Here is a 21,568-nt window from a genome sequence, read left to right as displayed (position 1 = left end):
ATGGCACGAGAACTCAAAGAAGTTCAAGGAATAATTTTTAAACGGCAAAAATATAATGAAGCTGATGTCTTAGCTAAAATTATAACTAAAAATTACGGCATAATTACCATGCTTGCTCGCGGAGCACTACGTCCCAAGTCGAAGTTAGGCGCAGCCTTACTTAACTTTTCTTACGGTACTTACATTATCTATACCAATGGTCATGGGCTTAGTAATTTACGAACTTATAAAAATATCAAACAATTTAATCATATTTTTACTGATATAAATAAAAATGCGTATTCTTCTTTCATTTTAGATTTAATTGATCATGCCTTTATTGAATATCAACATATAGATCAATATTACTTATTAGCTGATTTTGCTTTGCAAAAAATCAATGCTGGAGTTGACGCAGAAATGATTACTCAAATCGTTCAAATGCAACTTTTAGCTGCATTTGGGGTAAAGCCAGAACTACGTCACTGCGTTATTTGTAGGAAAGAAAAAGGCAATTTTGATTATTCAATAAAATATGGCGGGGTTTTATGTAGCGACCATTTTTATACTGATCCTAATCGCCTCCATCTAAAGCCTAAAGAAACGGCTGTTTTAAGAACGATTGGGCTATTACCAGCTGAACGATTGGGTGAAATTACAATTAGCGCTCAAACTAAAAAAGCAACTCGAAAAGCAATTGACCAAATTTATCAGGCAACGATTGACTTAAACTTAAAAACCAAAAAATTTTTAGACGAGTTAAATTTATTAACTTAGTTTGCTTTAGCTTATCCTTGGATTATGGTAAAATTAATTTGTATTTTGGCAATGATAAGGAAGAAGAAAAGTACCAGTCAAGCGAGTGTTAGATAGTGCAAGGACATCTGGGAAAAGGCACCTTTAGTCAATAATTAAGTGCAGGGTATATTTTCCCTGAATTAGGGTGGAACCGCGATTAAATCTCGTCCCTATGCAAGTTTTGCATAGGCTTTTTTTATGGTCTAATGCAGAAAGGATTAAAAATGACAAAGAAAAAATTAAACATTCAAAATATGATTTTTAAATTAGAAGAATTTTGGTCATCCAAAGGCTGCATGGTTATGCCTTCATATGATGTAGAAAAAGGGGCTGGTACAATGAGCCCGTATACATTTTTACGGGCTGTGGGGCCAGAGCCATGGGCTGCTTGCTATATTGAGCCATCAAGAAGACCAGCTGATGGGCGTTATGGTGATAATCCTAATCGCTTATTCCAACATCATCAATTTCAAGTAGTAATTAAACCAGCGCCAACAGATATTCAACAATATTATTTAGATAGTTTAAAAGTTTTAGGAATTAATCCACTTGAGCATGACATTCGCTTTGTTGAAGATAATTGGGAAAATCCTTCAATGGGGTGTGCCGGTGTTGGTTGGGAAGTATGGCTTGATGGAATGGAAGTAAGTCAGTTTACTTATTTTCAAGTTGTCGGTGAACTCGAAGTTAAACCAACAATGAGTGAAATTACTTATGGGGTTGAACGTTTAGCTTCATATATCCAAGATGTTAACTCTGTTTTTGATTTGGAGTGGGGCAATGGTGTTTTATACCGCGATATCTTTAAAGAAGCAGAATATGAAAATTCAAAATATGCGTTTGAAGAATCAAACCAGAAAGACTTGTTAAAATTCTTTGATGTTTACGAAAAAACAGCACAGGAACTGATTAAATTAAACTTGGTTCAACCAGCATATGATTATATTTTAAAATGCTCGCATACGTTTAACTTGCTTGATGCACGCGGAGCAGTTTCAGTGACGGAGCGGGCGGGATATTTAGCGAGAATTAGAAATCTTGCCCATGAAGTAGCTGTTTGTTTTGTCGAAGAACGGGAAAAAAGAGGTTTCCCGCTATTAAAGAGTGCAGAAGATAAGAAAGCAGGGCTTGAAAATGACTAAAGATTATTTATTTGAAATTGGGACCGAAGAGATGCCAGCACATGTTGTCACCCGTAGTGTTAATCAACTAGCTGACAAAACCACAAAATTCTTAAATGAAAATGGTTTAAAGTTTAAGAATATCAAGACTTTTTCTACGCCAAGACGTCTAACGATTTTAGTCGAAGAACTTGCTGAAAAGCAGGATGATATTGATGAAATCAAAAAAGGACCAGCTAAAAAAATCGCCCTAGATCAAGATAATAATTGGACTAAAGCTGCTCAAGGTTTTGCTCGTGGACAGGGAATGTCCGTTGATGATATTTATTTTGAAGAACTTAAAGGTGTAGAGTATGCCTATGTTCATGTTAAAAAAACTGGGCAAAAAGCGAGCGAAATTTTGTTAAACATGAATAAGGTAGTTAAGGCCATGACTTTCCCTACTAAAATGCGTTGGGCGGCTAATGATTTTGAATTTATCAGACCAATTCACTGGATTGTATCTCTTTTTGGCAATGAAGTCGTTCCCGTCAAATTATTAGATATTACAGCTGGTCGTAAAACTGAAGGTCATCGTTTCTTAGGTGATTCAGTAGTATTAGCTAATACGGGCGATTATGAAGATGCTTTAAAAGATCAATTTGTCATTGTTGACGCAACTAAACGTAAAGAAATGATTGTGACGCAGATGTCTGAATTGGTTAAAGAAAATAATTGGAAAATCAAACCAGATTCCAGTTTGCTTGAGGAAGTGACTAATTTGGTTGAATATCCAACTGTTTTTGCAGGAACATTTGATGAAAAATACTTACAAATGCCAGCAGAAGTATTGATTACTTCAATGAAAGATAATCAACGGTACTTTGAAGTTTACGATCAAGATGAACACCTAGTTAATCATTTTATTTCTGTACGTAACGGTAACCAAGATTTTCTAGAAAATGTTATTTCAGGGAATGAAAAAGTTTTAGTTGCACGTCTTGATGATGCCCAATTCTTTTATGATGAAGATAGAAAATATCCGCTTAGTCATTTTGTACAAAAGCTCGATAATGTTTCTTTCCATGACAAGATTGGTTCAATGTCAGAAAAAATCAAACGTGTTCGCATCATTGGTAACTTTTTAGCTGAGAAATGGCAATTAGATGAACAAACAATCGCTGATTTTAATCGGGCCAGTGAATTATATAAATTTGACTTAGTTACTCAAATGGTGGGTGAATTTGCTGAATTGCAAGGTGTGATGGGCATGCATTATGCTAGCTTAGCTGGAGAGAGACAAACAGTCGCTGTTGCAATTAAAGAGCATTACATGCCAACCACTGCCGAAGGTGAATTACCACAAACTATTGTTGGTTCTCTTTTATCAATTGCAGATAAATTGGATACAATCATTACCTTTTTTGCGGCAGGTATGATTCCCAATTCATCAAACGATCCATATGCTCTACGCCGTTATGCATATGGGATAGTGCGTATTTTATTAAATCAAAGTTGGTCTTTACCATTTAATAAAGTTTTGCCTGAAATTGTAACCGAACTTGACGGTCAAACCTCGGCTAAGTTACCTAAGACTGAGCTGCAAGATGATGAGATTGCTTCATTTATTCGGGATCGGATTAATCAATACTTACAAAGAAATCAATTTAAGTATGACATTATTGATGCCGTGTTAGCTTCCAATCAACAAGATCCGATTCAAATTTTGTCAGCAGCTAATGTGTTGCAATTGCACCATGATGATGAACAATTTAAGCCAGTTGTTGAAAGCTTAATTAGAATAAATAATATTTTAAAGAAAGCTGAATTCAAAGGGCAAAACATAATTAATCCAGACTTGTTTGAAAATGAAAGTGAGAATAAGTTATTTATCGAAGTAAATAATTTAAGTAAGCTTACCAATTTGACAGCTTTATATGAAGGCTTTGTTGAAATACAGCCAGTTATAAATCTTTATTTTGAAACTAATATGATTATGGCCAAAGATGAAACAGTTAAGAATAATCGCTTAGCACAGCTTAAGTTGATTTCAGAATTAGCTACTGGATTAGGGGATTTAAGTAAGCTGGTTATTAAATAGTTATTTGTAGGTGATGAAGTGGCTGGATTAATACCTGAGCAAACAATTGCTAAAGTACGAGAAAATATCAATATTGTGAACGTTATCAGCCAATATGTATCACTTGAAAAAAAAGGTAAAGATTATATTGGCCTGTGTCCTTTTCACCAAGAAAAAACTCCTTCCTTTACCGTTAACGAGGGTAAACAATTCTTTAAATGTTTTGGTTGCGGTAAAGGCGGTAATGTTTTTACCTTCTTAATGGAAAAGGATGGTTTGACTTTCCCGGAAAGTGTTCAAAAGGCAGCGGATTTTGCGCATATTGATATTGGGGACGTAACCCATGCTAGAGCAGAAAACTCTAATATTTTAATTAAAATAAATGAGCAAGCAGCAAAATTTTATCAACGTGTACTAGTTTCAACGAATGCAGGAAGACGTGGACTTGAATATGCCAAGCAGCGAAAACTAGATGCGAAAATAATTGACCATTTTAAAATTGGCTATGCGCCCCGGCAAAACGACTTACTTTTGACTTACTTAAGAGGACGTGATTTTCAAGATAGTGACTTGTTAAAAAGTGGCTTATTCGTTCAGACAAAAAATGGCAGCCTGCTTGATCGTTTTCGTGACCGGTTAATGTTTCCGATTGCAAATGAGGGTAGTTATGTCATTGGTTTTTCGGGAAGAAGAATTGCTAATGACAAAACTGAAGCAAAATATATTAATAGCCCAGAAACAAAAATTTTTGCAAAATCAAAGGTACTCTTTCATTTTGCTGAGGCCAAAAAAGCCGTTCGTGATGAAAACCATTTAGTTTTATATGAAGGATATATGGATGTAATTGCAGCCTATCAAGCCGGGATAAAGTCAGGAATTGCTTCTATGGGAACAAGTCTTACCGATCAGCAACTTTATATGATTCGTAGAATTACTAAAAATATTATTATTAATTACGATGGCGACGAGGCTGGCATTCATGCGGAAGATCGTGCAGTTAAAATGTTTGCTCAAGCTGGTGGATTTAATCTAGGTATTGTAATATTACCGGAAAAATTAGACCCAGATGAATATATAAAAAAATATGGCGCAGAAAATTATACTAAAGAAGTTAAGGGGGCATTGACACCAACTGACTTTTTCTTGAAACGCTTGGCTAAAAAATATAATTTAGATAATGACCGCGAAAAATTAGCATATATTGATGAAGCAGTTAAAGCAATTGCTAAATTAACTAATCCCGTTGAACAAGATTTATATTTAGATAAAATAGCGCGCGAGCAAAATGTCTCTTTTGATTCTTTAAAAGCGACCTTAGCACGCTATAGACGTCAATTTAATATTGCTCAACGTCGTAAAGAAAATAGTGGGTTTGATCAAAGTAGGCAAATGCCTCCAATTAAATCGATTCAAGAGACCGCAATTGATCCGATTCAAGTGCGTTTATTATATTTATTCATTCATTCTACTCATGCACGCGATTATTTATTAAATAGAAAATTTTTATTTCCAGATGAGGCTTTTCAAAGATTAGCGGAATTATGGTTAAGTTTTAGTGAAGAACAAGAAAATCCATCCGTCAATAGTTTCTTAGATTTTATTCCAAGTCAACTTCAAGGTATAATAGTTAATACCGAAATGACAGACATGCCCCAGGATTTTTCAGATCAAGAAATTGATGAGCAAATTGATGCATTAAAAATGCGAGAAATTCGTACGCAATTGCATCACTTAATGAATGAATTGCAAGATGCCAAAAGAAAGACGGACACTAAAGAAATAATGACAATTACTCAGAAAATTTTAGAGTTAAAAAGAATTCAGGGTTAAAGGGGGGCTTTATTTTGACAGAAAATAAAAATACCAATAATAATGAAGAATTGTCTTTAGACAAAGTTGTTAAGCAAGTTGTCAAAGACGTAAAAAAAGATAAATCGATTACTGAAACTGAATTTGTAGATCGCCTAGTTAAGCCTTATGATTTACAAAATAAGGCTGTCGATCAATTAATTCAGGAATTTGAAGACAACGGTATTAGTATTGTCGATGAGAATGGCGATCCTTCTAAATTAGCTTTAAAGAAACAAAAAGACATTGAAAAAGCCGAGCTAAAAGATATGTCGGCTCCATCAAGCGTGAGGATGAATGATCCTGTGCGGATGTATTTAAAAGAAATTGGTCGTGTACCACTTTTAAACGCCGATCAAGAGATTTCTTTAGCTAAAAGAATTGAAAAAGGTGACGAAGAAGCCAAACAAGAATTAGCTGAAGCTAACTTACGTCTTGTTGTCTCAATTGCTAAACGATATGTTGGTCGTGGTATGTCTTTTCTTGATTTAATTCAAGAAGGTAACATGGGGTTAATGAAAGCTGTAGATAAATTTGATTATAGCCTCGGTTTCAAGTTTTCAACTTATGCGACCTGGTGGATAAGGCAAGCCATCACCCGGGCAATTGCAGATCAAGCACGGACAATTAGAATTCCGGTTCATATGGTAGAAACAATCAACAAATTGATCAGAATTCAAAGACAGCTATTGCAAGATTTAGGACGTGAACCAACTCCTGAAGAAATTGGTGCCGAAATGGATATGCCAACTTCTAAGGTACGTGATATCCTTAAGATTGCTCAAGAACCAGTTTCACTCGAAACACCAATTGGTGAAGAAGACGATTCTCATCTTGGTGACTTTATTAAAGATAAAGATGCAACTAGTCCAGAACAACATGCTTCATATGAAATGTTGAAAGAGCAGTTAGAAGAAGTTTTAGATACACTTACTGATCGTGAAGAGAATGTTTTACGCTTACGTTTTGGTCTTGATGACGGCCGAACTAGAACTTTAGAAGAAGTCGGTAAAGTGTTTGGTGTTACTCGTGAACGTATTCGCCAAATTGAAGCCAAGGCTTTACGGAAATTGCGTCATCCTAGTCGTTCCAATCAGTTACGTGATTTTTTGGATTAACTTTATACTATACAAAAAGTTTCACTTCGTTTATTGTACGAAGTGAAGCTTTTTTGCTTTATCCTAATTTTAACTTTTTCTCTTATAAATTTAAAATGCCTTTTTATTTAATCCTTGAAGATTCAAATTATATTCGACAACTTTTTTACGTTTACCTGTAACTAGAAACAAAGCAAGGCCGAGATAAATTAAAACTATAAAAATTAATAATTGCCAGTCAAATATTGTAGGACTTAACATCGAAATACTCCCAGACGCAATCATCCCCGCTAAATCATATAAGAAGTGGTATGCGATATTGCTAATAATTGTACCAGTGTATAAATAGAGTGCTGAAAATAGTATACCTACTGTCATTGCATTAATCACTTGCAAAATAGTAGCTGATAATGGTTGAACAGGAGTATTTAAAAAATGAATTAGACCAAAAATTAAGCCATCAAGAAATATTGCCCAAAAGATTTGCCTACTAGAATTTTGGAGTAACTTCAATAAAAAACTTAAAATGCAAAAGCGCATCATCCATTCTTCACCAATTCCAGCAGCAAAAGCATTTAAAGTTAAATATAAAAGATTACTATTTGAAGCTACCCTAAAATTCCAGTTAGTAAGAATACCGTTCAATGAATTGGCATCATTAAAACCATTAAACAGACAATCTATGATAATAAAAATAATTAGAATACTCAAAATTACCTTTGAAACTCTTGAACTAAACTTAAAATTAGGAGTAACAAATCCCCATTTTTTCATCACAAACCATGTAGTAACAACAAAACTTAAACTACCAATAATTGCACTATTGGTACAAGCCTTAAAAAAAGGGTTAGTGGGAATAGGATAAGTAGATTCTATTTCGATAATCAAATATATAAAACCATAGTAAACAAAAACGTCCCCATTTATTCTGAACATTTCCCATAGCCAATTCGCCCATAGGAATAAACATAAAAATTTTATAAATTGTAATAAGACACAAAACAAATGTTGTTATAGTCTCAATTGTATACTTAATTAAAAGATCATTTACAAAAGTAAAGAAAAAAATTGGGGTACTAGTGATACTAATTGCCTGAAAATAATAATTGCATTGAATTAACTTACTATTTACATTTTTATTTAATACTGAAAACTGTAAACTAATCAAAATTATCAAAATAAATGCTTTAAAAGTAGTAATCCCACCAGCATGAATAAATAAACTATAAATTAAACTAAATATTACAAGTAGCAATTGTAATAAGGTCTGCAGTAGGTGCCAATTTCTTATTTTTTTCTCTGTAACCATTAAAAACCTTTCTAGACTTAAAACAGTTCATCACGCTTGCCATCAAGTAAATGTTCATCAATATCATTATTAAAATAAACTTTTAAATCGCGGTCAAAGTTATAGGCAAGCTTTTCTTGTTGCAATTCTTTTTTTGTCATCCAGATCAACTCTCCTTCTTTTGATGCTTTTAGCTGCCCACTAAACTTTGTAGCAATATAAAAAAAGACGATATAGCGATTATTATTATCGTCATAAAACTGTTTAATTCCCACTAAATGTGGCTTCTTAATTGTTAAATTAGTTTCTTCTTTAATCTCTCGGATGACCGAGTCGTGAAATGATTCATGCGCTTCAACATGTCCGCCTGGAAAGGTGAGTCCAGGCCACGTTGGATCGTTACGATTAATCACTAATATTTTTTGCTTATTTTCAATCATACACATATTTGTTAATGTTACTCTTTCAGTTCTATCCATTCCGTATAACTTCTTTCATCTTTTTATTGAATTTATTATATAAAAAAGATGAAAGATTAACTAGGTAAATTTACAATACATTAATTTACTTACAGTCAATAACTTTATTAAAAATCTGGTCTTTTTTGTTTATTTTTGTACTATAATAGCATAGTAATACAATATATAAATGATATTAAAGTTTACACTTTTAGGGGAATTAACTATGGAATTAGATATCAAAAACGTATCATTAAAGTTTGGTCAAAGGCCAATACTTGATAACATTAACCTTAACTTACATTCAGGTGGGCTCATTGGACTAATTGGTCCTAATGGCGCTGGGAAATCAACTTTATTGCGGATAATATCAACTATTTTGCAACCTGAAAAAGGAAGCATATTTTTAGATGGAGTAGACATTGTTAAATATCCCAAAAAGATGCGAATTTCATTAGGATATTTACCACAGCAAGTTCCATATTATCCTCATTTAACTGCAATTGAATATTTGCAATACATTGCGGCTCTTAAAGGTATTTCTAAAAAGCAAGCACGAAGTAATATTGAAAATTTACTAACTAAATTTCATTTGATTAATGCAAAAAATACAAAATTGGCCGACTTTTCTGGCGGTATGCGACAAAGAGTAGGTATAGCCGCCACATTACTAGGTGATCCAAAAGTAATTATTGTTGATGAACCTACAGTCGGATTAGATCCATTAGAAAGAGTAACTATTAGGAATGTTTTGGCAGAAATGGCTGTTAATCATATTGTTATTTTATCAACTCACATTATTTCTGATATAGAAGCAGTTGCTTCTAAAATTATTGTTTTGAAAGAGGGGCAAATTTTATATACAGGTTCACCGGAAGGACTTTTACAGAGAGTAACAAATTCAGTTTGGGAATATACTGCTCCAGTTAATCAGGTTCTTAATCAACTAGAAAATGTTAGTTCTATTACGCAAGAAATTGATGGTGTTCATATTAGAGTAATCTCTCAATCTAAACCTAATGCAGAAGCTGTTAATGTAACACCACGCTTAGAAGATGCCAGTCTGGCTATCTTAGAAAGCGGTGATTAGTTTGACTAGAATTGTTAAAGCTACATTTTTAGAACGAAGTCGACGCTTGTCATATTGGGCTCTAATAATTTTGGCCTTAATCGCAGCTGTTATTGGATATCCAAGAATTAAGGGTCCAATTAAGGTATTTGTACTTGAGCCGAATTTATTTATTCAAGCAAGCAATCCTAGTTGGGTTCCAGTTAGTGTGGTGTTAGTATTAGGCTTGTTTTTACCAATTATTAGTTACCTGTTTTTAAAAAATACAATTGGAATTGATGATCAAAATCATACTAATGTTTTAATGGCGTCAGTTTCCTTTTCTAAAATTAAGTACATTGGTGGAAAATTCTTGGCGAATTGTTTACTTTTATTTATTCTCTGGATTGTTATCATATTAGCGACAATTATAATGGTGATTTTACAGTTTCCAGGGAAATTTATTGACTTTTATCAGTTCTTAACGCCATTTTTAACTTTATTACCTGGTATTTTCATAATTTCGACGCTTGCGATATTTACAGAAATTGTTCCTTTTCTAAGAGGTATTCTAGGAATAATTCTTGTTAGCTTTTTTTCATTAATTTGTTATGGAGTTAGTATCGAAAATTATAATTCCTTTTTTTTAAAGATAATTAATCCATCTGGTAGCTCCTATTTATTCAAAATGATTCAAAATACTTGCGTTAAGACCGTAGGGCAACCATTAAAGCAAACAATGCTACTTAGTTCAGGAAATTTTAAAGAAACAGGAAAGCAGACTTTATTTTTTTTACCGATTAAATTTACTCAGCAAGATCTACTAATTTTTATTATTCAGCTCATAATTTGCATTGTAATGCTAATTTTAGCAGGTTTTATTTTTTCTCCGCACAAATACTCAAATAAAATTCGTAAAAATTCCATCCCTATTAACTTAGTTCACGACCATCATAAATTGAAAACAATCAATTCAAAATCGGCTAGTAGTAGTTTATTAAAAACTTCATTTGCTTTATTATGGAGACCACTATCTATTTATAATAAACTTGCATTAATTATTTTGTGGTTAACAGCATGGCTTAGTTCATTAGCCATAAAGCAATTAATAATTTTACCTTTAATCTTATTAACAGAATTACCATTATTGAGTAATTTAGGTTCACAAATTACTCAATTTAGTTTCTATCAATGGCTGATGACGATTCCTAAAGCACAAAATAAGCAACAATTTTTTGAATATGTAGCTAGTTTAACATTTACACTAATCTTGTTTTTACCTTTCATGCTAAAGTCAAGTTATACTGCTTTGTTACTAGTATGTTTTAGCATTATGATTTGCATGCTAGCACAAGTTTTAGGATTAATTACCAAGGGTAACCGCATGTTTATTTTTTTAATGGTCATTTTTTGTTTTATCTACCTAAATGGAATTACTAACTTGTTACCCATAAATAAACTAAATCCATCTGTCTGCTTAGTATATCTTGGTGTAACCCTAGTTTTATTTTTAATAAAGTGTAGCTTAAAGCAGTTAATTAAATAATTGGTATAAGTATTCATATTAAATTGTTCTTTATTAGCTTCATTTTGAATTAAACTCAAAATGAAGCTTTTTGGTAAAGCTAAATTTTATTCAAGACACCAATTTTCAAAAACATTTAATTCTTAAACCAGCTTAAGTAATATGCTAAAATTTCAGTATGTAGAAAGTAGGGGAAAAAGTGAATTTACGTTTAAATACTTTAGCCAATATGGTAGATACAGGTAGTCGGGTTGCCGACATTGGTACTGATCATGCTTATTTACCAATTGAATTAGTTAAATCAGGTAAAATTGATTTTGCCATTGCTAGTGACATTGCATCAGGTCCCCTAGCAAATGCAAAGCAAGATATTATTGAAGCCGGACTTGCAGAAAAAATTGAACCACGCCTAGGTGCAGGACTTGACACAGTTAATAAAGAAGATCAGATTGATACTGTGGTAATCGCTGGTATGGGGGGCAAACTCATGACCCAAATTTTAACTACTTCTTGGGAAAATGGTTTAAGTTTTGATACGCTAATTTTAGCGCCAAATATTGGTGAGTATGGGGTACGAAAATGGCTAATTAAGCACTCTTATCATATTCAAGCTGAACAAATTATTGCTGAAGCAGGTCATATTTATGAACTAATTAAGGCTAAAAAAGTAGCTAAGTTAGAAACATTAACTCAGGCACAGTTATTTTTTGGACCAATAATTATTAAAGAAAAAAATCCAGTCTTTTACCAAAAGTGGCAAGACCAGTTACATTATCATGAGCGGCTTTTAGATAATTTAAATAAGGCTAAACAAAAGGATTTTTTGCGTATCAAAAAAGTAGAACAAGAAATCGAGTTAATTGAAGGAGAATTAAATGACCAAAGTTAAAGATATTGTCACCACTCTTTGCCAACACTTTCCTGAAGAAATTGCTAGTAAAGGTGACCCCATAGGACTGCAGATTGGTTCACTTGATCAAGAAGTAAATAAAGTAATGACTACTCTTGATGTGCGACCAGAAGTAGTAGATGAGGCAATTCAAAGGGGAGTTAATTTAATTATTAGTCATCATCCGGTTATATTTCGACCTGTTATTAATCTTAATTTTGCTGATCCACAAAATGAAATGTATGGCAAAATTATTGCTCACGGAATTGCTGTCTATTCAATTCACACTAATTCTGATAAGGCACAAGACGGTTCTAGCGATTGGCAGGCAACAGAACTAGGTTTAATTGATGTTAAACCTTTCTGTTTTGATGCTGATGGTATAGCCATTGGCCGTAAAGGAAAATTACCACACCCATTATCAGCACACGATTTTGCGTATTATGTTAAAGCTAAAATGAAAGTTAAGATGGTACGGTTAATAACTGCTGATTCTAATAAGATGATTTCATCTGTGAGTTTTATTTGTGGCGATGGTAGCAAGTTCTGGCACCAGGCGGTTGCAGAAAAAATTGACGCATTTATTACTGGTGACGTCTATTATCACACCGGTCATGATATAATTTCTTCAGGATTAACAGTTATTGATCCTGGTCACTATACAGAAAAACTATTTAAAGATAAAATGTATCAAAAGTTAACTCAATGGAATAAAGAAAACAATTGGGACCTACAAGTGGAAAAGTCTACTGTTTCAACTAATCCATTTCAAGATTTATTTTAATAAAGGAGAATTATGGAATATCCAAACTTACTGCCAAGATTTTTAAAATATGTGCAAGTCAATTCACGATCAGACGAGCATGCTGATCGTTTCCCCTCAACTAAACGTGAAGAAGATTTTCAAAAAGAAGTAATTATCAAGGACTTAGAAGAATTAGGTCTAAGCGATGTTCATTATAACCAAAATTCCGGCTGTGTAATCGCTGAAATACCCGCTAATATTGATTTTAAAGTTCCAACAATGGGCTTTTTAGCTCATTGTGATACGGCAGACTTCAATTCCGAAAATGTCAAACCGCAAATTCATGAAAACTATGATGGCAAATCAAAAATAAAATTAGGAAATTCCGAATTTTACCTTGATCCCGCAGTTTTTCCCCATCTTGCAAATTATAAGGGGCAAACTATTATTACCACTTCCGGTGATACTTTACTGGGGGGCGATGATAAATGTGGGGTAGCAGAAATAGTAACTTTAGCAGAATATCTTTTAACCCATCCAGAAATTAAGCATGGCAAGATTCGTTTAGCTTTTACGCCAGATGAAGAAATTGGCACTGGAGCAGGGCATTTTGATGTAACAGAATTTGGAGCTGATTTTGCTTTTACCGTTGATGGTGAAGCACCAGGAAAACTTGATTGGGGCACTTTTTCTGCTGCCCAATTTGGGCTTGATATTCAAGGAGTGAACGTTCATCCAGCAGTAGCCAAAGGACAAATGGTTAATGCACTTCAAATCGCAATTGATTTTCAAAATCAATTGCCAGCAGATGAGGTTCCAGAAAAGACTGATGGGCGACAAGGATTCTTCCATTTGATGAATTTAACCGGAACGGTTGATAATGCCCATATGGACTATATCATTCGCGACTTTGAGCGCGAAGGGCTAGAAGAACGAAAAGCATTAGTCAAATCGCTTGTTCATAAAATGAATGAAGCATTTGGTACTGAACGAATCAAGTTAAAAATGTGGGATCAATATTATAATATGGCGGATGAATTAGCTAAACGTATGGATATTATTAATTTAGCTCGTGAAGCTTATCGCAGTGAAGGATTATCAATTAATGAAGATCCGGTTCGCGGTGGCACTGATGGGTCTCAGTTAACTTATATGGGTCTGCCATGTCCTAATATTTTTGCTGGACAAGAAAACATGCATGGACGCTACGAGTACACAGTTTTAGAATCAATGTACAAGGCAGTTGACGTTATGGTAAAAATGGTTGAATTAAATGTGACAAATAACAAATAGTGAAACAAAATTATAGCTAATCACACTTTTTTAATAAGATGATTAATTTTTTAAAAAGCTTTTATACCAGGTATAATTGGCTGTTTTTTAAAATCAGCTAATTATACACATCTATTATAAAAAAATAAATTTACTCACAGAAACATTGTTTTAGATGGCTTTGTGGGTATTTTTTTGCCTTAAGTAAATAAATTTCATAGTCGTGAAACAACGAAAAACTTATTAAAAAAAGTTGAAGCCTTTTTAAGTGGCTATAGAATAATAGGGTATTAATCTAATGATACTTAATATAGAAAATTTAAAAATACTAATGAAAGGATATCATCTAAAATCACTTTGCTTGATCTAGCTTTTAGCGGCCAAATTTATGTTAATAATCACAAATAGCTGCTGACGCAGCTGGCCAGCTTTTATAAAAAAATTAGGCTTTATTTTTCAGAATTACTATTATTGAAAAGTTTACCAGTTTGTCGTAGCCATGTCTTTGTTAGGTAAAAGTAGTTAATAATATGAAAAAACATAAATATTGCATAAATTAACAATTTACGATATGATCGTGTAATAGAAATATAATACAGTGTATAAAGGATGGTGTGCTAGTGGAATTTAAGGACAATATACCTATTTATCTCCAAATCAAACAGTACCTTTATCGGCAAATTATTACTGGTAAATTACAGCCTGGTCATAAAATACCTTCTGTAAGAGAATTAGCGGTTGAGTTAACGGTCAACGTTAATACTGTTCAAAGAGCTTTACAACAAATGAATGCTGAGGGTATTTTGTTCACTAAAAGAGGCGAAGGCAATTTTGTCACCGAAGATACTGCTTTACTTGAACAGACAAAGGCTAAATTGATTAAGGCTGAATTAGAAAAGTTTGTTCAAAGTATGAATGCTTTGGGAGTAGCTGATGATCAAATTAGTGTTATTTTATCAAATTATCTAATAGGAGAATAAATATGGATAATCTTTTAGAAATTAAAGATTTAACCTATAAAAAGAACCAAAAAATCATCTTGGATAAAATTAACTTAGAGTTACAGCCAGGAAAAATTGTGGCGCTTTTAGGTGAAAATGGGGCAGGCAAGACTACTTTGATGCGTATCATTGCTGGAATGGCTAAAAACTATCAAGGTAGTGTTACACTTCTTAATGAAACTAAAGAAGCTATGAGAAAAGCGCATTTATCATTTACTGATGGGTTAACCGGGTTTGGTGAATCAACGAAAATCCAGGATATTGTGCATTTTTATCAAGTTATTTATACCGATTTTGATGACGAGCAATTTAATCAATTAAGAAGTTTTATGAAACTTGATCTTAATATGCGCCTATCTCATCTTTCAAAAGGGATGCGTGAAAAATTAATTATTGCATTGACTTTTTCACGTAAAGCCGATTTATATTTGTTAGATGAACCATTTTCAGGGATAGATGCAATGGCTCGCAAAAAAATAATTAACTCAATTATTCTCTGGAAGGCTGATCAAGCGACGATTTTGATTTCCGATCATTTTGTTAACGAAATTGCGACCATGCTTGATGAAGTTGTCGTTATTAAAGATAAAACGGTGCTTACACATCAATCAACTGAAGCAATTAGAGCAAATAATCTGAGTATTGAGGAATATTATGAAGGGCTTTACTTAAAGGAGGATGAATAATGTCAATTTTTAAGAGTTTATTTAGCCAGCAATTTAAACAAAAAACAAAAAATTTGTATTTAATCCTGTTAATCGAGTTCATTGGTTCAATTGCCATTACTTTTTTCGCTAGTAGGTATGATGCTTACTCTTATAATGGTTCTGTATTAGATACTTTTATGATTAAATTACTTTCTATATATGGCACTATTATGATTTTTTCAACTTTTGCTTTTTATATTATTATTTGTTTTATAAATGAAAAAATCAATCTTAGCCAAACCTGGCGGCTCACACCAATTAACGATAGTTTATTTTACATTAGTAATATCTTAAGTTCATTTGTCACCATGGTTTACTTTAAATTACTTGAACTAGTAACCGTAGCCATATTTAGTGGTATTTATTACGTAATTAGTCCTCAAGTTCGAACAAATGTTGCAGTTACACTTAATGAGTTAAATAAATATACGAATTCCCGTCTTGGCGATTTATATAATATTTTTGATGAAACATTAATTTTCATCACAATTATGATCTTGTTTGCCTTACTAACTTATCTTATCATTAGCTTTTTAAATTTCACGAGTCGGGCAATTATGAACTTCCTGCCCTACGTATCAGGCAGAGGAATATCAAGTATTATTCGGTTAGTCATAATTTGGTTAATTGCGTGGCTGTTAGTAAAAATTAGTAGTTTAATTAAAATGAACAATATTTTTTCCGGCTTTATGGTAGATGATAAAAGTTCTTTATTAATCATTTTGGTTTTACTAATTTTGAATCTATTTTTCCTAATCGTTAACGTTTTCTTAATGCAACATTACTTTGAAGCAATTGAGAAAAAGTAACTATTTAATAATTATTAAAAGTAAAAACCATCAAGGCTTAACTTGATGGTTTTTACTTTAATTTGTTTTTTTAATGACTAGCAGCCAAATAGTCATACAACTGACTAATTTCTTCAGCTGTAAATTCACCTTTACCAGTTTTCATAGAATGAATTTTTTCTACTGATAAATGACTAGCAAAAGCTAAATCAGTATCAGTTACATGGTGTTTAACTTGATAATTAATAATTGTATCGGATAATTCTTCTAGTTGTTGATTCATAATAAATTGCTCCTCTAGAATTTATTTTTGCTAAAAAAATTAAAATAACCTAAAAAGTTTGGATTCGATTAAATGGCCAATAGCGTAATACTACTTTACTTACAAGATTACTACGCTTAACTGGTCCAAACATATGAGAATCCTTAGAAATATCGCGGTGATCACCCAAAACAAAATAATAGCCCTGGGGTACTTTATAAGTAAAGTTACTGGTATAAGTTTGCCCAGCATCATTAGCTGCTTTTTTGAAAGAATTTTCTAAGTAGGGTTCTTTCAAAAGCTTACCATTAATGTACATTTTATCATTTTTGGAAACCAAAGTATCTCCAGGTAGACCAATTACACGTTTAATATACAAAGCTCCAGGTGCGTCGTTAGCAGCCTTGGGGGCAAGTAAAACCACAACATCATTTCTTTTTGGGGTGAAATGGCGCGTTGAGATTAACCGCTCATTATTTTCAAAAGTTGGCTGCATCGATGGTCCCGATACACGATCATTTGAAAGTACAAAATTAAATAGTAGGTAAAAAATTCCAAGAATAATTGCCATCATTACTACAACATCTAAAAGGAACTTTCCCCAACTTTCTTCCTGCTCGTTTTGTTTATTTACTATCTTTTTTGCCATAAAATATTCTCCTTATATTCCATTACCTTTTATTATAACTGAAATCTTGGCAATTGAATGTTAAAATCATTATTAGGTATTTGATAATGACAGAATTTTTAAATAAAATTAACCAATTAGATAGTGAAATTGATAATCAGTCGGTTCATGAGCAAGTGCAAATAGTTAATCAAATGATTTCTTTTACCAGACAAAAGAAAATCTTGCCACTTGCTCCAAAAAAACTAGGCTTTTTACCAGATGAAATTGAAGCAATTTGTTTTCAAGTTGCAGCAAATAAAAAGAAAAAAGTAAGGATAATTAATCAACTTTTAAATAGTGTACGCCAATTTTTATCCATTAAATATGGTATTTGGTCCTTACCAAACTTAGCAACGGCTAAATTGATAAAAGATTATTTTCAAATTGATCAAGCACTAGAAATCATGGCCGGCAATGCTTGCTGGGCTAAAGCTTTAACTGAAGTTGGGATTGAAACTATTGCAACTGATTCACTGGAATGGGCTAAAACTTCCTTAACTGGAAATAATCCATATATGGCAGTTAAAAATTACGATGCCCCTAAGGCAATCAAAAAATTCGCTACTGCACAATTAATTATCTGCTCCTGGGCTCCTAATTTTACCAAAAGTGATCTTTTAGCAATTAAAGCATGGCAAAAATATAATCCACAAAGTCATTTGCTTTTTATCGGCGAAAAAAACGGGGCCACAAATTCGATGGCATTTTGGCAAGAAGGTAAGTTTAACTATTCCGAAAAACTTGATAAAATTAATCAGTCCTTTAAAAGTTACGATTTTATTAATGAACAAATATTTGAGATAAAGCATGAAATTTAAAAAAATAATAATCTTTGTGACAATCTTTTTGTCCCTTTTGGGCATTGGCTCTATGTTATCTAATATACAGTCCAGGGAAGCCGATCAACTTCTCGAAGCCTACGGTTTAAGTAATAATACACGTTATATAGAAGTCAAAAATAATCAAACAATTAGCTCTTTTTTGACATATTTACAAAAAAATTATGCAAAATATAAAATTCAACTACATTTTAAAAGTAAAATAGATCCTAAGCAAACACTGATTTGGGCTAACTATAATGTAATTACTTTGCCAACTGAAAGTGGGCGTTATTTTACAGCTGACGATTTTCAAGGCAGGGTATCCTTTGCCGTCTTAAGTCTTAATGCTAAAGTTCAAACTCTAGCAACTCAAGGAAATGAATATGTCGTTTTGGATAATAGTTACTATTCAGTGATTGGAACGTTAAAACATTATCATCAAATGAAACAAAATGGTTACTATCTTTCTACTGGTCCAAAACAACCAACAGGAAAAGCTAAGCTAACAAATTACATCATTATAATTGATAGCTCAAGTAAAATGATAAATAAACTAGCTTCACGCTACAAAGTAAAAATTAAAACACCAGTTTTTGTTAAAAATCATCAAATTCATAAGTTTTCAATAATTAGAGAAATCAGTTTAGTGATAGTTTTTACCATAATTGCTATGTCCTGCAGTACATTATTAGCACTTTTTGACTGGTCTGTGGTAAAAAATACTGCGTTAACTGGGCAGCTTTTGCATAATTGGCTATTTAATCGGGGAGTCAGAACAATTCTATTAGAATCAGCCCTAGTACTGGGAGCATACCTTTTTCTTTCATGGCATGCTTTCATCTCTAAACCTCAGCAAATGATTTTGTTACTATTACTTAGCTGGTTTCTTATCATTGCCGCTTATAGCTACACTATTTTACAGCATTTAAGAAAGGAAAAAGAGCATGCTTAAATTACCAGTTGGTTTTCTAAATAAGTATCAAGCTTTACTAGGAGCTGAAAAGGCTAAAGAACTATTTACTTCACTTGAATATTCACCCAAAAAAGCTTATCGAATTAATTCATTAAAATGGCAAAATCAGGTTTCTTATAAGCAAGATGAACCAATTTTAAATATTAATGCCGCTTTTTATGGAAAAATAACTGGTCTTGATCCTGAATGGGTTAGTGGTACAGTTTATTCGCAAGATCCAGCTGCTATGTTTCCAGCTATGATTGCCGCGGCTAAGCCTGGTGAGCGTGTTCTTGATCTATGTGCTGCTCCTGGAGGTAAGAGTACTGCTCTAGGAGAGCAATTACAAAATCAAGGTCTGCTACTTGCTAATGAAATTTCCCGTTCACGGGCAAAAATATTACGCGAAAATATTGAACGCTGGGGAATTAGCAATGCTTTGATTACAAACGAGACCCCGCAAAAATTAGCATCACAATTACCACATTTTTTTGACAAAATTGTTGTTGATGCTCCCTGTAGTGGTGAAGGAATGTTTCGGAAAAACAATGAAGCAATCAACTATTGGTCACCTGACTATATTTCGGTTTGCCAAAAAAGGCAAAAAGATATTTTAACTGAAGCAGTTAAAATGTTACGTCCAGGAGGCGAATTAATATATTCGACTTGCACTTTTGCTCCTGAAGAAAATGAACAAATAGTTTCTTGGCTAGTCACCAACTTTAATTTCGAAATTTTACCAATTAAATTAGCAAAAATAGCAGTAGACCATGGACATCCAGAATGGGCAGATGGAAATTTGTCATTGCAAAACACCTTACGTTTTTGGCCTTTTGATGAATTAGGTGAAGGGCAGTTTGTTGCAAAACTAAAATTAGTTAAATCTGAATCCCAGCTAGTAAAAAGCTCACCAAAAAAGAGACGTAAACGCGGAACTAACCAGAATTTACTTAATAAAGAACAAATTTTATTAATCAAAAAAGTTTTAGAGCCCTTTAAATTACCTAATGAATTAAAAAACTGGTCAAAATTAGGTCTTGTCCAAAATAATCACGTTTGTATTCCAGCATTTCCTGAAGTTGCTAGTTTACATCTAAAAATCATCAATAATGGAATAGACCTTGGGATTTTAAAGAAAAAAAGATTTGAACCCAGTCATCAATTGGCAATGGTTTTAGGTCAAATCAAACAAAATCAAGTAATTAATTTATCTAAGCAAGATTATTTGTGCTATTTACATGGCGAAACTGTCCGAATTGAAACTGAAATACGGGGCTTCGTTTTAATTAGTTGTCATAATTTAATCTTTAGTTTTGGTAAAGTAAGTGGGGATGGTATTTTAAAAAATTTTTATCCTAAAGGGTTACGTACAGTAAAGAAAGGATTACAAAATGATTAAGTTAATTGCAACAGACATGGATGGCACCTGGTTAACTGATGAAAAGACGTATGATCATGAACTATTTTTACGCGAATTTGAGTTAATGAAGAAAAGAAATATTAAGTTCGTAGTGGCCAGTGGTAATCAATTTGAAAATATTTATCAACGTTTTCCAGAAGTTGCAAGTCAAATATACTTTGTTGCCGAAAATGGAGCTTTAGTTGCTCACGGCCGACAAGTTATGCATACAGCTAGCATATCTGAAACTGATTGGCAAACACTTTTGGAAATTATTAATCGTTTTGATGAAAAGGTAACCGTTTCAGGGCTAGCAAGTGCTTATGTTTTAACTAAAGATGGCAAAGCTTACGCTCAGGAACTTAAAAAATATTACGAAAAATTGACCCTGGTCGCTAATTTTGAAGATTTGGCTGATAAAATCTTTAAAGTAACTTTTGACGTATCAGCAGCAAAACTACCTACCTTAATTGATTTACTTAGACGCGAATATCCGCAATTAGGTTTTGTAGCTGGCTCAGCCACCTCAATTGATATGTCCACTAAGGGGATGAACAAGGCAATTGGTCTTGACTACCTAAGTCAAAAATTTAGAATTAATCCACGTGAAATGATTGCCTTTGGTGATAGCGGCAATGATGTGGGCATGTTCAAATATGTTGGCCAAAGTTTTGCTACCGCTACAGCTTTACCAATTGCTAAAAACGCTGCTAGTCGTGTCATTGGCTCAAGCAATGACAGTGCGGTACAAAAAGAAATTTGGCAGATTTTAAATAGTTAATAAAAAAGACATCCAATGAAAAAAATCTCGAAAGTTTGACAACTCTTGAGATTTTTTCTA

At 32.9% G+C, this 21,568-nt stretch carries 21 protein-coding genes; 17 read left to right on the top strand and 4 right to left on the bottom strand.

All coding sequences use genetic code 11. The features are described from left to right. From recO to rpoD, 5 genes are all read left to right on the top strand, one after another. Window positions 1–756, top strand: a complete 756-nt coding sequence (gene recO / locus F5ESL0237_RS03785; RefSeq protein ID WP_122024677.1) for a DNA repair protein RecO — start codon at window positions 1–3, stop codon at window positions 754–756. Window positions 757–1,001: 245 nt separating this feature from the next. Then, on the top strand, window positions 1,002–1,919 hold the full coding sequence (glyQ, locus tag F5ESL0237_RS03780) for a glycine--tRNA ligase subunit alpha (protein WP_122024676.1): 918 nt from the start codon (window positions 1,002–1,004) through the stop codon (window positions 1,917–1,919). Continuing rightward, on the top strand, window positions 1,912–3,978 hold the full coding sequence (gene glyS / locus F5ESL0237_RS03775) for a glycine--tRNA ligase subunit beta (RefSeq protein WP_122024704.1): 2,067 nt from the start codon (window positions 1,912–1,914) through the stop codon (window positions 3,976–3,978). The genes glyQ and glyS overlap by 8 nt, the downstream gene beginning before the upstream one ends. Window positions 3,979–3,996: 18 nt before the next feature. Continuing rightward, window positions 3,997–5,787: a DNA primase gene (gene dnaG / locus F5ESL0237_RS03770; RefSeq protein ID WP_122024675.1), complete on the top strand. Its 1,791-nt coding sequence runs from the start codon at window positions 3,997–3,999 to the stop codon at window positions 5,785–5,787. A gap of 14 nt (window positions 5,788–5,801) precedes the next feature. Continuing rightward, the gene (rpoD, locus tag F5ESL0237_RS03765; RefSeq protein ID WP_122021690.1) at window positions 5,802–6,923 is read left to right on the top strand and encodes an RNA polymerase sigma factor RpoD; all 1,122 of its coding nucleotides are present in this window, start codon (window positions 5,802–5,804) and stop codon (window positions 6,921–6,923) included. A gap of 90 nt (window positions 6,924–7,013) precedes the next feature. On the opposite strand, the gene F5ESL0237_RS03760 is transcribed toward rpoD, so the two are convergent. Both F5ESL0237_RS03760 and F5ESL0237_RS03755 read right to left on the bottom strand, forming a co-directional pair. Then, on the bottom strand, window positions 7,014–7,838 hold the full coding sequence (locus tag F5ESL0237_RS03760; protein WP_122024674.1) for a CPBP family intramembrane glutamic endopeptidase: 825 nt from the start codon (window positions 7,836–7,838) through the stop codon (window positions 7,014–7,016). A 390-nt stretch (window positions 7,839–8,228) separates the two neighbouring features. After that, window positions 8,229–8,669 carry an 8-oxo-dGTP diphosphatase gene (locus tag F5ESL0237_RS03755; protein ID WP_122021688.1) on the bottom strand — a complete coding sequence of 147 codons (441 nt, stop codon included), beginning with the start codon at window positions 8,667–8,669 and terminating at the stop codon, window positions 8,229–8,231. A 205-nt stretch (window positions 8,670–8,874) separates the two neighbouring features. Between F5ESL0237_RS03755 and F5ESL0237_RS03750 the strand changes: the two genes are divergently transcribed. From F5ESL0237_RS03750 to F5ESL0237_RS03715, 8 genes are all read left to right on the top strand, one after another. Next, window positions 8,875–9,738, top strand: a complete 864-nt coding sequence (locus F5ESL0237_RS03750; RefSeq protein WP_122024672.1) for an ABC transporter ATP-binding protein — start codon at window positions 8,875–8,877, stop codon at window positions 9,736–9,738. Window position 9,739: 1 nt separating this feature from the next. Continuing rightward, a complete protein-coding gene (locus F5ESL0237_RS03745; RefSeq protein WP_122024671.1) occupies window positions 9,740–11,242 on the top strand; it encodes a hypothetical protein in 1,503 nt (500 codons plus the stop codon). Between the two features lie 178 nt (window positions 11,243–11,420). After that, window positions 11,421–12,110 (top strand): class I SAM-dependent methyltransferase, encoded by a 690-nt coding sequence (locus F5ESL0237_RS03740; protein WP_122024670.1) that lies wholly within the window; start codon window positions 11,421–11,423, stop codon window positions 12,108–12,110. Beyond that, the gene (locus tag F5ESL0237_RS03735) at window positions 12,097–12,894 is read left to right on the top strand and encodes a Nif3-like dinuclear metal center hexameric protein (RefSeq protein WP_122024669.1); all 798 of its coding nucleotides are present in this window, start codon (window positions 12,097–12,099) and stop codon (window positions 12,892–12,894) included. The genes F5ESL0237_RS03740 and F5ESL0237_RS03735 overlap by 14 nt, the downstream gene beginning before the upstream one ends. Before the next feature lie 12 nt (window positions 12,895–12,906). Further along, the gene (pepT, locus tag F5ESL0237_RS03730; protein ID WP_122021683.1) at window positions 12,907–14,148 is read left to right on the top strand and encodes a peptidase T; all 1,242 of its coding nucleotides are present in this window, start codon (window positions 12,907–12,909) and stop codon (window positions 14,146–14,148) included. Window positions 14,149–14,747: 599 nt separating this feature from the next. Continuing rightward, complete coding sequence (locus F5ESL0237_RS03725; RefSeq protein WP_122021682.1) at window positions 14,748–15,107, top strand: GntR family transcriptional regulator; 360 nt, start codon at window positions 14,748–14,750, stop codon at window positions 15,105–15,107. 2 nt (window positions 15,108–15,109) lie between these two features. After that, window positions 15,110–15,814, top strand: a complete 705-nt coding sequence (locus F5ESL0237_RS03720; RefSeq protein WP_122021681.1) for an ABC transporter ATP-binding protein — start codon at window positions 15,110–15,112, stop codon at window positions 15,812–15,814. Beyond that, entirely contained in the window at window positions 15,814–16,644 is an 831-nt protein-coding gene (locus F5ESL0237_RS03715) for a hypothetical protein (protein WP_122024668.1), read from the top strand. Before F5ESL0237_RS03720 ends, F5ESL0237_RS03715 begins: the two co-directional genes overlap by 1 nt. A 70-nt stretch (window positions 16,645–16,714) precedes the next feature. Here F5ESL0237_RS03715 and F5ESL0237_RS03710 read toward each other — a convergent pair whose 3' ends face one another. Together F5ESL0237_RS03710 and lepB are read right to left on the bottom strand one after the other, a co-directional pair. Beyond that, window positions 16,715–16,906 (bottom strand): LBP_cg2779 family protein, encoded by a 192-nt coding sequence (locus F5ESL0237_RS03710; protein ID WP_090091976.1) that lies wholly within the window; start codon window positions 16,904–16,906, stop codon window positions 16,715–16,717. 49 nt (window positions 16,907–16,955) lie between these two features. Continuing rightward, window positions 16,956–17,534, bottom strand: a complete 579-nt coding sequence (gene lepB / locus F5ESL0237_RS03705) for a signal peptidase I (RefSeq protein ID WP_122024667.1) — start codon at window positions 17,532–17,534, stop codon at window positions 16,956–16,958. Between the two features lie 86 nt (window positions 17,535–17,620). Here lepB and F5ESL0237_RS03700 point away from each other — a divergent pair, with 86 nt between their 5' ends. The 4 genes from F5ESL0237_RS03700 to F5ESL0237_RS03685 are packed head-to-tail and all read left to right on the top strand — an operon-like array spanning window position 17,621 to window position 21,508. Beyond that, window positions 17,621–18,373, top strand: coding sequence for an SAM-dependent methyltransferase (locus F5ESL0237_RS03700; protein WP_122024666.1), 753 nt, complete (start codon window positions 17,621–17,623; stop codon window positions 18,371–18,373). After that, a complete protein-coding gene (locus tag F5ESL0237_RS03695) occupies window positions 18,363–19,328 on the top strand; it encodes a hypothetical protein (protein ID WP_122024665.1) in 966 nt (321 codons plus the stop codon). Before F5ESL0237_RS03700 ends, F5ESL0237_RS03695 begins: the two co-directional genes overlap by 11 nt. After that, window positions 19,321–20,727: an RsmB/NOP family class I SAM-dependent RNA methyltransferase gene (locus F5ESL0237_RS03690; RefSeq protein ID WP_122024664.1), complete on the top strand. Its 1,407-nt coding sequence runs from the start codon at window positions 19,321–19,323 to the stop codon at window positions 20,725–20,727. The genes F5ESL0237_RS03695 and F5ESL0237_RS03690 overlap by 8 nt, the downstream gene beginning before the upstream one ends. Then, window positions 20,720–21,508: a Cof-type HAD-IIB family hydrolase gene (locus F5ESL0237_RS03685; protein WP_122024663.1), complete on the top strand. Its 789-nt coding sequence runs from the start codon at window positions 20,720–20,722 to the stop codon at window positions 21,506–21,508. The genes F5ESL0237_RS03690 and F5ESL0237_RS03685 overlap by 8 nt, the downstream gene beginning before the upstream one ends. Window positions 21,509–21,568 lie beyond the last annotated feature (60 nt).

Source organism: Lactobacillus sp. ESL0237, assembly GCF_003692985.1.
Taxonomy (GTDB): domain Bacteria; phylum Bacillota; class Bacilli; order Lactobacillales; family Lactobacillaceae; genus Lactobacillus; species Lactobacillus bombicola.
The sequence above is the reverse complement of the archived record's forward strand: the minus strand, read 5'-3'. Positions and strand labels throughout refer to the sequence as shown.

What these genes read in the sequence shown, in the direction of transcription:
- recO (WP_122024677.1), top strand. Translation starts at nt 1, where the DNA reads ATGGCACGAGAACTCAAAGAAGTTCAAGGAATAATTTTTAAACGGCAA.
- glyQ (WP_122024676.1), top strand. Translation starts at nt 1,002, where the DNA reads ATGACAAAGAAAAAATTAAACATTCAAAATATGATTTTTAAATTAGAA.
- glyS (WP_122024704.1), top strand. Translation starts at nt 1,912, where the DNA reads ATGACTAAAGATTATTTATTTGAAATTGGGACCGAAGAGATGCCAGCA.
- F5ESL0237_RS03760 (WP_122024674.1), bottom strand. Translation starts at nt 7,838, where the DNA reads ATGTTCAGAATAAATGGGGACGTTTTTGTTTACTATGGTTTTATATAT.
- F5ESL0237_RS03755 (WP_122021688.1), bottom strand. Translation starts at nt 8,669, where the DNA reads ATGGATAGAACTGAAAGAGTAACATTAACAAATATGTGTATGATTGAA.
- F5ESL0237_RS03750 (WP_122024672.1), top strand. Translation starts at nt 8,875, where the DNA reads ATGGAATTAGATATCAAAAACGTATCATTAAAGTTTGGTCAAAGGCCA.
- F5ESL0237_RS03735 (WP_122024669.1), top strand. Translation starts at nt 12,097, where the DNA reads ATGACCAAAGTTAAAGATATTGTCACCACTCTTTGCCAACACTTTCCT.
- pepT (WP_122021683.1), top strand. Translation starts at nt 12,907, where the DNA reads ATGGAATATCCAAACTTACTGCCAAGATTTTTAAAATATGTGCAAGTC.
- F5ESL0237_RS03720 (WP_122021681.1), top strand. Translation starts at nt 15,110, where the DNA reads ATGGATAATCTTTTAGAAATTAAAGATTTAACCTATAAAAAGAACCAA.
- F5ESL0237_RS03715 (WP_122024668.1), top strand. Translation starts at nt 15,814, where the DNA reads ATGTCAATTTTTAAGAGTTTATTTAGCCAGCAATTTAAACAAAAAACA.
- F5ESL0237_RS03710 (WP_090091976.1), bottom strand. Translation starts at nt 16,906, where the DNA reads ATGAATCAACAACTAGAAGAATTATCCGATACAATTATTAATTATCAA.
- lepB (WP_122024667.1), bottom strand. Translation starts at nt 17,534, where the DNA reads ATGGCAAAAAAGATAGTAAATAAACAAAACGAGCAGGAAGAAAGTTGG.
- F5ESL0237_RS03700 (WP_122024666.1), top strand. Translation starts at nt 17,621, where the DNA reads ATGACAGAATTTTTAAATAAAATTAACCAATTAGATAGTGAAATTGAT.
- F5ESL0237_RS03695 (WP_122024665.1), top strand. Translation starts at nt 18,363, where the DNA reads ATGAAATTTAAAAAAATAATAATCTTTGTGACAATCTTTTTGTCCCTT.
- F5ESL0237_RS03690 (WP_122024664.1), top strand. Translation starts at nt 19,321, where the DNA reads ATGCTTAAATTACCAGTTGGTTTTCTAAATAAGTATCAAGCTTTACTA.
- F5ESL0237_RS03685 (WP_122024663.1), top strand. Translation starts at nt 20,720, where the DNA reads ATGATTAAGTTAATTGCAACAGACATGGATGGCACCTGGTTAACTGAT.